Here is a 12,755-nt window from a genome sequence, read left to right as displayed (position 1 = left end):
CCCTCGACGGGCTTACCGCAACTGAAATTCGATGCGCTGAGTGGCACGACGCAGCTGCTGACTCGGCTCGAATTGCCAGCGCGCAATGGCCTCCTCCGCCGCCTGCTCGAACATGCGGCGCGGCTGGGCGTTGACGACGCGAATCGTTCCGCTATCGACGCTGCCGTCACGCCGAATGACGAACTCCACCTCGACAAAACCCTCCATGCCACGCCGCTGGGCACGGGTGGGGTACGTGGGAGTGACGCGACTCGTGGGCGCCACCTGCCCGACACTCATCGGCTCATTGGAAGGTGCGGGCTCTGCCGCAGGCGCCGCTTCACGCTCGGCCGTCGCGAGTGCCGTGGATGGCTCGGAGCGCGACGCAGGCTCTGCGGCAGGCTCCGGCGTGGGTTCTGGCGCAGGCTGCGGCTCCGGACGTGGCTGTGGCGTCGGCTCTGGCCTTGCCTCGGTCAGCTCCGGCAGTTCACTCTCCAACTCCAGCGGCTCTACCGGTGCATCCGGCAAAGCCAGATCGGGCAGCACAATCTGACTCGTCGCGACCGGCGCAGGGGCAGGCGCTGGTGCAGGAGGGGGAGCTGCAGGAGCCGCCTGGGCAGGCTCTGGCGGCGGCGCTTCCGGCTCGGCAGCCTGCTCAGGCGCTTCCACCATGGTCATGGCCATGGACATGACTGGTTCGTCGACGCTGCGCTCCGGCGGTGCCACCAGCAGCGCCAGCATCCAGAACAGCCCCATCGCCAGCGCAGCACCAGCCAGCAGCGAGAACCCGTGGCGTATCATGGCGCACTCCGACTAGCCGCCACCGCCACTTGCTCTACACCTGCCTGCTGCAGGCGATCCATCACTTCGATCAGCAGTCCAGTGGTGGACGCTCTATCGGCCTGGATGACCACCGAGCCATCGCCACTGAGCATGCCGGCCACTTCCTGACCGATGCGATGGGCATCGACCGGACGACCATCCACCCAGACGGCTCCTTCCGGCGTAAGCGCGATCAGCACCTGGGCGTCCGGACGCTGTGTGGCGGCGGCCGCTTCCGGGCGCTCGATCTCTACGCCACTCTCCTTGATAAAGCTGGTCGTCACGATAAAGAAGATCAGCATGATGAAGACCACATCCAGCATCGGGGTCAGGTTGACTTCATTGCTCTCTTCGACGGCCTCTATGGAACGGCGTCTACGCATCATTTTCCTCCAGGGCACGTGCCAGGCGATCATGCAGACGCTGGTCTTCGCGGCGAATCACGTGCTCCAAACGGCTGATAAACAGCATGCCCACCACAGCAATGGCCATGCCTGTCAATGTGGGTAGCGTGGCTCGGGCCACGCCATCGGCCATGGCTCTGGCCTGATGGGTGTCACTCATGGAAAGGCTGTCGAACACGGTGATCATGCCGGTGACCGTGCCCAGCAGACCCAACAGCGGGCACAACGCCACCAGCAATTTGATCCAGGGCAGCGGCCGACGCAGCTTGGCCACCAGGGCCGCACTCCACACATCACGCAGCGTCCGTGCGCTCCAGCTGCGGTGGTCGCTACGTGCTGCCCAGCGGTGCACCAGCTGACGCCGCGCACGTCGCCAGCTGATGCGGTAGTACCACCAGCGTTCGATGGCCATGGCGAACACCAGCACGGCCACCAGCGCCAGCACCACCAGCACCGCGCCACCGGCGTCCAACAGCCGCTCCACCGGCTCCAGCCAAAGGGGCAACGTCGGCATATCAGTTCACCGCTTGCCCGGGATGGGCAGACTGCGCTTCCAGGTGATCGGCCAGGGTGGCACTGGCCTCCCCTTCGATCACTTGCGTAATGAACCGGCTTCGGCTGGACAGTGCCGTTTGTGCAAACAGCAGCGGCACCGCCGTCACCAGCCCCAACACCGTCGTCACCAGCGCCTGACTGATCCCCCCGGCCATGAGCTGCGGGTCACCGGTACCGAACACGGTAATGGCCTGAAAGGTGACGATCATGCCCGTCACCGTACCCAACAGGCCCAGCAGCGGCGCAATGGCGGCCAACAGTTTGACGATGGGCTGGCCTCGCTCGATACGCGGCAGCTCTGCCAGCACCGCTTCATCCAGGCGGGCTTCGAGGGCTTCGGGCGTTTGATGCTTGTCCATGTCCTTGAATCGCTGCAGCACTCGGCCCAGCGGATTGTCGGCTCGCGGCTGTTCCAACTGACGGCGTTGACGACGCACCCGTGCGCTCACCAGCAGCAGATAGAGGTATTGCGCCAGCGCCACCAACAGACCGATACCCCCCAGCACCACGACCACATAGCCGACATACCCCCCCTGCTGGAAACGCTCCCAGAGACTGGGCTGCTGTGCCAACGCCTGCAGTACGCTGCCCTGGGTAGGGTCGATGGCAAATTCACGGCTCTCACCTTGGTGGTAGGCGGCGAGCAGGCGGCGGATTTCCGACGGCGTACGCGGCAGCTCGGCCAGGCTCTGGTCATCCTGCCCTTTGCGGAGCAGTGCCGACTCCGTGAAAGCGGCAAAATCCCCCAAACGGACCACCTGACGAGGCGCAACCTCGCCCGCACCGTCTGCCACGGGCAGCTCGAGACGCTCGGCCTGCCCGGTGTTCATGGTCAAGGCTGCCAGCCGGTCTACCACGCTCTCCAGGTGCTCACGCTCCAGCACCTCGACGTCGTTGAGGCGCGGAGGCAAAGCGTCAGGCGTCAACGTCAGCCAGCTTTCACCCCCCAATTCGTTACGCAACTCCTCGCTGTGCCGTGTCAGATCGGCCAACAGTGCCGCAAGGGCCTCCCCCTGCTCATCCTGACGCTGAGCCAGAGCCTCGGCCTGTTCGGTCTGCTCTTGCTGTTGCGCCTGCAGGGCAGCTTGCTCCTGCTCGGCGGCTGCGTGCGCGGCGCGCGCTTCCTCCAGGGCCGCGGCCAGGGCGTCCTGATCTTCCAGAAACGACTGCAGCCGCGCCTGGTCTCGCGCCTCTGCTGCTTCGCGGGCATCACGTAGCGTCGTGACATCACTGCTTTGGGCGATGGCCGGGGCGCTCGCCCAAACGCTCATGGCCAGCAGCAGGCAGGCCATCTTGTGCACGCCGCGCCGATAGCTGAATAGTTTCATTACGGCGCTCCTGTGGCGGTGATCGATAGCGGCAATTGCAGCAGTTCAGGCGTACGCTGATCATCGGCAATACGCAGGCCATTACGCACTTCTCGGCGTGCACGCTCTTCCAGCGCCAGCCATTCGCCGCGCTGCTGGTCCCATACGCCGCCCTCACGGCCATCCGGCGTCAGGTAATAGAGGCCAATACGCCCAATACGCAGATAATCGACTTCCCGAGGAGCCCCGCCGTCGCGTTGCAAACGCCCCCGCCAGCTATCTACCTGGCGGCCGTATGCCAGCTCTGCACGCCAGGCTTCGAGCAGCTCGGCAATCCGTTCGGCGCTCTCCTGGGAGGATACCTCTACCCCTTCTACCCGTGCCAAACGCTCGCCACGCAGGAAAGGCAGATCCGACTCGATCCATCGGGTGAGCTGTTCGGCCATATCCTGCTCGATGACCGGCAGCGCAGCACGTGTATCGCTCAGCGTATCCAACGCCTGGGCCAACCGCTGCTGGCGCTCCGCCTCACTGGCCAGGCGACTGCTCAGGGCAGCATTGGAAGCGCTCATCTGCCGCGTCTCCTGCTCCAGTTGGCGCAGTTCTTCCAACTGTTCTCGAGTTGCTTCGTCGGCCCTGTCGATTTGCTGCTGCAGCTCAGATTGCACTTGCTGGGCCTCGACACTCTGGGCCGCCTGATCCATCGTTTCATCGCTCGCCATCAGCGATGTACTGGCCAGCATTCCAGCAAGCCAATATCCGCTCAAGGCAAAGAAAGGCCTTTTCAGCACGTCGTCTCTCCATCACTGCTCGGCGCGCATCTGCACCAGCTCGCCAAGGCTCACCAAATATAAGAACGATTTGCGTTTAAATCGTTAGCGTGCATAGCCTACCATCAATAGAAGAAATGACAATATTTATCATTAACATTCAATAACGAAATCTTTTCATCGTCCATAAAAAAACGGGAGCCCTGAGGCTCCCGCTGAGTGGCACACTAATCGACCGATCAGAACGACCAGTCGTCGTCTTCGGTAGCGACGGCCTTGCCGATGACGTAGGACGAGCCAGACCCCGAGAAGAAGTCGTGGTTCTCGTCTGCGCTGGGGGACAGCGCCGCCATGATCGTCGGGTCGACGTCCGTGACGCTGCTGGGGAACAGCGGCTCGAAACCGAGGTTCATCAACGCCTTGTTGGCGTTGTAGTGCAGGAACTTCTTCACGTCTTCGGTCAAGCCCACCGCATCATAGAGCGACTCGGTGTAGCGCACTTCGTTGTCGTACAGCTCCAGCAGCAGCTCGTAGGCATAATCCTTCACTTCCTGCTGACGTTCCGGGGTGGCCTCCGCCAGCGCCTGCTGGAACTTGTAGCCCACGTAGTAACCGTGCACCGCTTCGTCACGAATGATCAGACGAATCAGGTCAGCGGTATTGGTCAGCTTGGCATGGCTGGACCAGTACATGGGCAGATAGAAGCCAGAGTAGAACAGGAACGACTCCAGGAAAACGCTGGCCACTTTGCGCATCAACGGGTCATCGGAGCGATAGCGCTTGAGGATCAGCTCGGACTTCAGCTGGAGCGACGGGTTCTCCTCACTCCAGCGGAACGCATCGTCCACGTCCCGGGTCGCGCACAGCGTCGAGAAAATCGAGCTGTAGGAGCGCGCATGCACCGATTCCATGAAGGCAATGTTGGTATACACCGCTTCTTCGTGGGGCGTACGCGCATCTTCCATCAGCACCGGCGCACCCACGCTGCTCTGGATGGTATCGAGCAGCGTCAGGCCGGTGAAGACCCGGATGGTCAGCTGCTTTTCCTGCTGAGTCAGCGTGTTCCACGACTGAATGTCGTTGGACAGCGGCACTTTTTCCGGCAGCCAGAAGTTGCTGGTCAGGCGGTTCCACACCTCCAGATCTTTATCGTCCTGCAGACGGTTCCAGTTGATCGCATTAACCCGCGACAGGCGTTGCATCGTTGTCATCAGCGCTCTCTTCTAAACGTCATCACATGCCAGTGGGGATATCGTTACAGCGTGCAGGAGACACAGCCTTCTACCTCGGTGCCTTCCAGCGCGCTTTGGCGCAAGCGAATGTAGTAAAGGGTCTTGATGCCCTTCCGCCATGCATAGATCTGCGCCTTGTTGATATCCCGAGTGGTAGCGGTATCAGGGAAGAACAGTGTCAGTGACAACCCCTGATCCACATGCTTCGACGCTTCTGCATAAGTATCGATGATTTTCTCGGGGCCAATTTCATAGGCATCCTGAAAATAATCGAAGTTTTCTTCATTCAAGAACGGCGCCGGATAATAGACCCGCCCCAGCTTGCCTTCTTTACGAATCTCGATTCTCGCCGCCACCGGATGAATACTGGAGGTGGAGTTGTTGATATAGGAAATCGAGCCCGTGGGCGGCACTGCCTGCAGGTTGCGGTTGTACAGGCCGTGCGCCATGACCGAGGCCTTCAGGGCCTGCCAATCTTCCTGGGTCGGCAGCGCAATACCACTGCGTTCGAACAGCTGGCGTACTTTTTCGGTACGCGGCAGCCAGGCCTGGTCGGTGTACTTGTCGAAGAACGTGCCCGACGCGTAGGTGGAGTCTTCGAAACCGGCGAAGGTGGCGCCATGCTCGATGGCCAGCTGGTTCGAGGCACGAATGGCATGGAACGCGACGCAGTAGAAGTACAGGTTGGTGAAATCCAACCCCTCTTCCGAGCCGTAATAGATGTGCTCACGCGCCAGGAAACCGTGCAGGTTCATCTGCCCCAGACCAATCGCACGCGACTTGGCATTCCCTTCGGCAATCGAGGGCACGCTGCTCAGGTTGCTCATTTCGGACACGGCAGTCAGGCCGCGAATGGCGATCTCGACGCTGGTGCCGATATCGCCCGAATCCATGACCTTGGCAATGTTCATCGAGCCCAGGTTGCAGGAGATGTCCTGACCGATGTCGCGGTATCCCAGGTCGTCGTCATACTCGGTCGGCGTGTTGACCTGCAGAATCTCGGAGCAGAGGTTGCTCATGTTGATGCGACCGGCAATCGGGTTGGCGCGATTGACCGTATCTTCGAACATGATGTACGGGTAACCGGACTCGAACTGCAGCTCAGCCAGCGTCTGGAAGAAGGCGCGAGCATTGATCTTCTGCTTGCGAATGCGCGCATCCGCCACCATTTCATGGTACTTCTCGGTGACGCTGATATCGCCAAACGGCACCCCGTAGACCCGTTCTACATCGTAGGGAGAGAACAGGTACATGTCGTCGTTGCGCTTGGCCAGTTCGAACGTGATGTCCGGAATGGTCACGCCCAGCGAAAGCGTCTTGATGCGGATCTTTTCGTCGGCATTTTCACGCTTGGTGTCGAGGAAACGCAGAATGTCAGGGTGGTGAGCATTCAGGTACACAGCCCCGGCACCCTGACGAGCCCCCAGCTGGTTGGCGTAAGAGAACGCATCTTCCAGCAGTTTCATGATGGGGATGATGCCCGACGACTGGTTTTCGATACGCTTGATCGGCGCGCCAGACTCACGGATGTTGGTCAGCAGGAACGCCACCCCCCCACCACGCTTGGAGAGCTGCAGCGCCGAGTTGATCGACCGACCGATCGACTCCATGTTGTCTTCGATACGCAGCAGGAAGCATGACACCAGCTCACCGCGCTGCTGTTTGCCGCAGTTCAGGAAAGTCGGCGTGGCTGGCTGGAAGCGACCACTGATCACTTCATCCACCAGCGACTTGGCCAGCGCTTCATCCCCACGAGCCAGCGTCAGCGCAACCATGCACACGCGATCTTCGTAGCGCTCCAGGTAACGCTTGCCATCGAAGGTCTTCAGCGTATAGCTGGTGTAGTACTTGAAGGCACCCAGGAAGCTGGGGAAGCGAAACTTGTAGGCATACGCCTGCTCGAACAGCGACTTGATGAATTCGAAGCTGTACTGATCGAGTACGTTGGCCTCGTAATAGCCCTCTTCCACCAGGTAGTCCAGCTTCTCTTCCAGCGAGTGGAAGAAAACCGTGTTCTGGTTGACGTGCTGAAGGAAGTACTGACGCGCTGCTTCGCGGTCCTTGTCCAACTGCAGTTCACCGTTGGCACCGTACAGATTGAGCATCGCGTTGAGCGCATGATAATCCAGCGTACGCGCTTCGGTGGTACCCGCAGCAGGACGTTTCGCTTCTGCCGACTTCTTGGTAGCGGCGCTGGTGGACGCTACGTTGTTAGAGACTGAGCTTGACGTTTCCAAAACTCTTCTACTCCTTTGCGGACCTTGGCGACATCGTCATCGGTGCCAAACAGTTCAAAGCGATAAAGCAACGGTACCTGGCACTTTTGCGCGATGATGCGCCCTGCCAACCCGTAAGCTTCACCAAAATTCGTATTACCCGAGGCAATGACACCTCGAATGAGGTGCCGATTGTGCTCATCGTTCAAGAAGCGAATCACCTGCCCCGGTACGGCGCCTTGTGCATGGCCACCGCCGTAGGTAGGCGTCACCAATATGTAAGGCTGCGTGACGCGTGGAGTGGGCTCTTCACGATTCAATGGCAGCCGCTGGGCACTCAAGCCAAGCCTTTCGATAAACCGGTGGGTATTGCCTGACTTGGTGGAAAAATAGACCAGCGTACCCGCCTGTCTGGTTTCCACCGTGGCCGTGTGCATGGCAGCGGAGCTACGCCAGCGCCTGGATACGGTCAGGGCGGAAGCCGGACCAGTGATCCTCACCTACCACGACGACCGGCAACTGACGATAGCCCAGAGCTTCGACCTGCTGCTGCGCGCCTGACTCTTCCGTAATGTCGATCACGGTGTACTCCAAACCCTGCTTGTCCAGCGCACGATAGGTAGCGGTGCACTGTACGCAGGCAGGCTTGCTATAAATTTGGATTTCCATGGCTATTTTCCTTTTCATAGCGACACTTTTCGGGTAACGCATGGCAATGGCGCCACCCCTCTGAAATTCTCCACGCATACTATATATAGACCACCAGAAAATCAATTCAAGCATATATGGTATTTTTTCATCCACAGGTTATTGACAAGCCATACCCAGCGCTATACCCAGAAACAAAAAAAGCCGCCCCCTGAAAGGGGGCGGCTTTGGCTGCAAAATCACGCGCTCAGGCGCAATTTTCGACCATTATCAGGCCTTGGCAGCTTGGTAGCGACGCTCGACGTCTTCCCAGTTCACGACGCTGAAGAATGCGTCAACATAGTCGGGGCGCTTGTTCTGGAACTTGAGGTAGTACGCGTGCTCCCATACATCCAGACCCAGCAGCGGCGTGTTGCCATGCATCAGAGGGCTATCCTGGTTGAGCGTGTTCTCGACGACCAGCTTCTTCTCGGGTGTGACAGATAGCCACGCCCAGCCGCTGCCAAAACGGCCCAGCGCCGCTTTCTTGAAAGCGTCCTTGAACGCATCGAGGCCACCCAGCTCGGCGTCGATGGCCTTGGCAACATCACCCTGGGGCTGACCGCCACCATTGGGAGACATCATCTGCCAGAACATGGAGTGGTTGGCGTGACCACCACCGTTGTTGATCACGGCCTGACGCTTCTCTTCCGGCACGCGATCCAGATTGGCAACCAGCTCTTCTACCGGCATATCTTCCAGACCAGTGCCTTCCAGGGCACCGTTCAGGTTGGTCACGTAGGTGTTGTGGTGACGAGAGTGGTGGATCTCCATCGTCATCGCATCGATGTGCGGCTCGAGTGCATCGTAAGCGTACGGTAATTCAGGAAGGGTATGGGCCATGCTATCTTCTCCTTGAGTGGCTTCTATAACGTTCACTACCTAAGGTGCGGTCTTGCTTCACCCTTTTCAACTGCCGCCCCCGCAATTTTTCTGCCAGCGCGACGACTTCTTTATCCCAGTACTTTAGTCAACTATTTTCAGTTTATCGAATTCATCGCCATTAAAAAAGCCGACCTCTTGCGACGTCGGCTTTTGGTAAAACGGCGTTCCTGCTTACAGCTTGCTCTCCAGCTCCGGCAGGATCTCGAACAGATCGCCCACCAGGCCGTAGTCGGCTACCTGGAAGATCGGGGCCTCTTCGTCCTTGTTGATCGCGACGATCACCTTGGAGTCTTTCATGCCCGCCAAGTGCTGAATCGCGCCTGAAATACCCACCGCAATGTACAGCTCTGGCGCGACGATCTTGCCGGTCTGGCCCACCTGCATGTCGTTGGGCACGAAGCCGGCATCCACCGCCGCACGAGACGCACCGATGGCCGCGCCCAGCTTGTCGGCAATGCCGTCCAGCAGTTTGAAGTTCTCGCCATTGCCCATACCGCGGCCGCCGGAGATCACGACCTTGGCACCGCCGAGTTCCGGGCGGTCGCTTTGTGCCAGCTCCTGCTTCACAAAGCTGGACTGGGCGTTGTCGACGACCACGTCCACGGCTTCCACGCTGGCGCTACCGCCGCTGCCTACCGCATCGAAGGCGGTGGTGCGCACGGTGATGACTTTCAGCGGGTCGTCGCTTTTCACCGTGGCGATGGCGTTACCGGCGTAGATCGGGCGCAGAAAGGTGTCGGCGCTCTCGACGCCAATCACTTCCGACAGTTGGCTGACGTCTTTCAGCGCGGCCAGCCGGGGCAGCACGTTCTTGCCGGTGGTGGAGGCGCTGGTCAGCACGTGGGTGTAATCGCCCGCCAGCTCAACCAGCAGCGCGCCCATGGGCTCGGCAAGCTGATGGGCGTAGACGGCGTTGTCTGCCACGCGCACCTTGCTCACGCCGTCGAGTGTCGCGGCGGCTTCGGCGGCGGCCTGGACGCCTTCACCGGCGACCAGTACATCGATATCGCCACCGATCGCCTGGGCGGCTGCCACGACGTGGGCGGTGGCGCTGGCCAACTGACCTTCATGCAGGTCGGCAAGTACCAGAATGCTCATGAGATCAGCTCCTTTTAAAGCACCTTGGCTTCGTTTTTCAGTTTGTCGATCAGCTCGTCCACCGAGGCGACTTTGATACCGCCTTTACGCTCCGCCGGGGATTCTACTTTGAGCAGCGTGACCTTGGAGGCCACTTCAACGCCGTAGTCGGCGGGGGTCTTGACGTCCAGCGGCTTTTTCTTGGCCTTCATGATGTCCGGCAGCTTGGCGTAGCGCGGCTCGTTGAGGCGCAGGTCGGTGGTGACGATGGCGGGCAGCGTGAGGGCGACGGTTTGCAGGCCGCCGTCGATTTCACGAGTGACGTTCACCTTGTCGCCATCGATGGCGACTTCCGAGGCGAAAGTGCCTTGGGGCAGATTGGTCAGCGCCGCCAGCATCTGGCCGGTCTGGTTATTGTCGGTGTCGATGGCCTGCTTGCCAAGAATCACCAGACCAGGCTGCTCCTCATCCACCACCTTGGCCAGCAGTTTGGCCACCGCCAGCGATTCGGCGCGCTCGTCGGTTTCAATGTGGATAGCGCGGTCGGCCCCCAGCGCCAGCGCGGTGCGCAGCTGCTCTTGGGCGGCCTTGGGGCCCACGGTCACGGCCACGACCTCGGTGGCCACGCCCTTCTCTTTCAGGCGCACGGCCTCTTCCACGGCGATTTCGCAGAAGGGGTTCATGGCCATCTTGACGTTGGTCAGATCCACATCGGAATGATCCGCCTTGACGCGGATCTTGACGTTGTAGTCGATGACGCGTTTTACCGCGACCAATACTTTCATAGGTTCCTCGCTTGGCCTGGATGACAGCCGTTGACCTGAACAGACGCTGCTCGGATGGCAGCGTAAAAAAATTCATGCAAGCGTTTGATAGGCTAGTAAATGAAAAACCCTATCAATTTGCCACAGCCTACCTTTATGCAACAACACCTAATCACTGCGGCCTTGGTCGTAGTCGCTGGCGGCTTTTACCGTAAAGTGCGCTTTTGCCATCGCAGGGGTTACCTGACACAGGTATTATGCCTATCATGGGAGACAACCAGAAGCAAACGACCGTTTTAAATTAAGGCCATCTTTTCATAAGCTAGTGCTCAATCGCTAGCATCGGTGGGTGGCGCTTATGAGAATAAGGAGAAACCAGGTGGAAACCGTTGAACGCGATGTAATGGATTTTGACGTGGTCATCGTGGGCGCAGGCCCCTCTGGCTTGGCCGCCGCCTGCCGTTTGATGCAGCAGGCCAACGAAGCGGAGCAAGAGCTGACCGTTTGCGTGGTCGAGAAAGGGTCTGAAGTGGGAGCGCATATTCTGTCTGGCGCGGTATTCGAACCCCGTGCCCTGGCGGAGCTGTTTCCCGACTGGGAAGCGCGCGGCGCTCCCCTGAATACGCCCGCCACGCGCGACGATGTCTATTTGCTGAAGGATGCCGAAAAGGCGCAGAAAATCCCCAATGCGCTGGTACCCAAGAGCATGCACAACACCGGGGGTGAACTGACTCGCTACGTGATCAGCGCAGGCAACCTGTGCCGCTGGCTAGGTGAGCAGGCGGAATCGCTGGGCGTCGAGATATTTCCGGGCTTCGCCGCCCAGGAAGTGATCATCGAGAATGACGTGGTGCGCGGCATCCTGATTGGTGACATGGGCATCGGTGCCGATGGCACCCCCAAGGATGGCCATATGCCCGGCATGGAGCTGCGCGCCAAGTACACGCTCTTTGCCGAGGGTGCCAGAGGCCATCTAGGCAAACGTCTGATCAAGCAGTTCTCGCTGGATGCTGGCCGAGACCCCCAACACTACGGCATCGGGCTGAAAGAGCTGTGGGATGTACCCGCCGAGAAGCACGAACCCGGCCTGGTAGTTCACGGCTCCGGCTGGCCGCTGGACAGCAAGACCCACGGCGGCTGGTTTCTCTATCACGCCGAAAACCAGCAGGTCGTGGTGGGGCTGATCATGGATCTTGGCTACCAGAACCCGTGGCTCTCGCCCTTCGACGAATTCCAGCGCATGAAGCATCACCCGGTGCTCAGCCAATATCTGGAAGGCGGCAAGCGGGTGGCTTATGGCGCGCGCGCGATTGCCAAGGGAGGCTTCAACTGCCTGCCCAAGATGACCTTCCCCGGTGGCCTGCTGATTGGTTGTGACGCGGGCACGCTGAACTTTGCCAAGATCAAGGGGCTGCACACTGCCATGAAATCAGGCATGGTGGCGGCAGAAAGCGTCTTCGAGGCCATCAAGGGCGGCGACGAGGGTGGGCAGACCCTGGCCAGCTTCGAACGCTTGTGGGAGGCCAGCTGGGCTTACCAGGAGCTGAAAGAGAGCGCCAGCTTTGGTCCGGCCATCCATAAATATGGCACGGTCGGCGGCGGGGCTTATAACTTCGCGAACCAGCTGCTGGGCAACAAGCTGCCCAACGTGCACGACACCACCACCGACCACGGCGCCCTGAAACCGGCGGCCGAATTCGAGAAGATTCAGTATCCGAAGCCGGACGGCAAGCTGTCCTTCGACAAGTCCACCTCGGTATTTCTCTCGAACACCAACCATGAGGAAGACCAGCCCTGCCACCTGCGCCTGGCTGACCCGGCGTTGCCGATTCGCGACAACCTGCCGACATACGCCGAGCCCGCACAGCGCTACTGCCCAGCGGGTGTCTATGAAGTGGTGGAGGATGACCAGGGCCAGCCACGCTTCCAGATCAACTTCCAGAACTGCGTACACTGCAAGACCTGCGATATCAAGGACCCGGCCCAGAACATCACCTGGGTAGCCCCCGAAGGCGGTGGCGGCCCGAACTATCCGAACATGTAAGCCTACCCAACAC

General features: G+C 60.0%; 13 protein-coding genes. 1 reads left to right on the top strand and 12 read right to left on the bottom strand.

Going from position 1 to position 12,755, the window contains the following annotated elements:
- Positions 1-12: 12 nt before the first annotated feature.
- The 12 genes from RVM26_RS04660 to RVM26_RS04605 all read right to left on the bottom strand — a co-directional run bounded on the left by RVM26_RS04660 (position 13) and on the right by RVM26_RS04605 (position 10,719).
- A complete protein-coding gene (locus tag RVM26_RS04660; RefSeq protein WP_498941088.1) occupies positions 13-780 on the bottom strand; it encodes an energy transducer TonB in 768 nt (255 codons plus the stop codon).
- Positions 777-1,184, bottom strand: a complete 408-nt coding sequence (locus tag RVM26_RS04655; protein WP_498941087.1) for an ExbD/TolR family protein — start codon at positions 1,182-1,184, stop codon at positions 777-779. Before RVM26_RS04655 ends, RVM26_RS04660 begins: the two co-directional genes overlap by 4 nt.
- Positions 1,177-1,719: a MotA/TolQ/ExbB proton channel family protein gene (locus RVM26_RS04650; protein WP_039177218.1), complete on the bottom strand. Its 543-nt coding sequence runs from the start codon at positions 1,717-1,719 to the stop codon at positions 1,177-1,179. Before RVM26_RS04650 ends, RVM26_RS04655 begins: the two co-directional genes overlap by 8 nt.
- Position 1,720: 1 nt before the next feature.
- Entirely contained in the window at positions 1,721-3,088 is a 1,368-nt protein-coding gene (locus tag RVM26_RS04645) for a MotA/TolQ/ExbB proton channel family protein (protein WP_498941084.1), read from the bottom strand.
- The gene (locus RVM26_RS04640; protein ID WP_498941083.1) at positions 3,088-3,858 is read right to left on the bottom strand and encodes a DUF3450 domain-containing protein; all 771 of its coding nucleotides are present in this window, start codon (positions 3,856-3,858) and stop codon (positions 3,088-3,090) included. The genes RVM26_RS04645 and RVM26_RS04640 overlap by 1 nt, the downstream gene beginning before the upstream one ends.
- Positions 3,859-4,076: 218 nt before the next feature.
- Positions 4,077-5,048 (bottom strand): class 1b ribonucleoside-diphosphate reductase subunit beta, encoded by a 972-nt coding sequence (gene nrdF / locus RVM26_RS04635; protein ID WP_039177224.1) that lies wholly within the window; start codon positions 5,046-5,048, stop codon positions 4,077-4,079.
- A 44-nt stretch (positions 5,049-5,092) separates the two neighbouring features.
- The gene (gene nrdE, locus RVM26_RS04630) at positions 5,093-7,306 is read right to left on the bottom strand and encodes a class 1b ribonucleoside-diphosphate reductase subunit alpha (protein ID WP_084123752.1); all 2,214 of its coding nucleotides are present in this window, start codon (positions 7,304-7,306) and stop codon (positions 5,093-5,095) included.
- Positions 7,273-7,722 carry a class Ib ribonucleoside-diphosphate reductase assembly flavoprotein NrdI gene (gene nrdI / locus RVM26_RS04625; protein ID WP_052196365.1) on the bottom strand — a complete coding sequence of 150 codons (450 nt, stop codon included), beginning with the start codon at positions 7,720-7,722 and terminating at the stop codon, positions 7,273-7,275. The genes nrdE and nrdI overlap by 34 nt, the downstream gene beginning before the upstream one ends.
- Before the next feature lie 10 nt (positions 7,723-7,732).
- Entirely contained in the window at positions 7,733-7,954 is a 222-nt protein-coding gene (gene nrdH / locus RVM26_RS04620) for a glutaredoxin-like protein NrdH (protein ID WP_039177227.1), read from the bottom strand.
- A 249-nt stretch (positions 7,955-8,203) separates the two neighbouring features.
- Positions 8,204-8,815 carry a superoxide dismutase gene (locus RVM26_RS04615; RefSeq protein WP_039177232.1) on the bottom strand — a complete coding sequence of 204 codons (612 nt, stop codon included), beginning with the start codon at positions 8,813-8,815 and terminating at the stop codon, positions 8,204-8,206.
- Between the two features lie 213 nt (positions 8,816-9,028).
- A complete protein-coding gene (locus RVM26_RS04610; protein ID WP_498941078.1) occupies positions 9,029-9,955 on the bottom strand; it encodes an electron transfer flavoprotein subunit alpha/FixB family protein in 927 nt (308 codons plus the stop codon).
- Positions 9,956-9,969: 14 nt separating this feature from the next.
- Positions 9,970-10,719, bottom strand: coding sequence for an electron transfer flavoprotein subunit beta/FixA family protein (locus tag RVM26_RS04605; RefSeq protein ID WP_498941076.1), 750 nt, complete (start codon positions 10,717-10,719; stop codon positions 9,970-9,972).
- Positions 10,720-11,077: 358 nt separating this feature from the next.
- On the opposite strand from RVM26_RS04605, the gene RVM26_RS04600 reads away from it, so the two are divergent.
- Positions 11,078-12,742, top strand: coding sequence for an electron transfer flavoprotein-ubiquinone oxidoreductase (locus RVM26_RS04600; protein ID WP_498941075.1), 1,665 nt, complete (start codon positions 11,078-11,080; stop codon positions 12,740-12,742).
- The last annotated feature ends 13 nt before the right edge of the window (positions 12,743-12,755 follow it).

Origin of the sequence: Halomonas sp. KM072 (genome assembly GCF_050710315.1) — a bacterium.
Lineage (GTDB): Bacteria > Pseudomonadota > Gammaproteobacteria > Pseudomonadales > Halomonadaceae > Vreelandella > Vreelandella hamiltonii.
The sequence above is the reverse complement of the archived record's forward strand: the minus strand, read 5'-3'. Positions and strand labels throughout refer to the sequence as shown.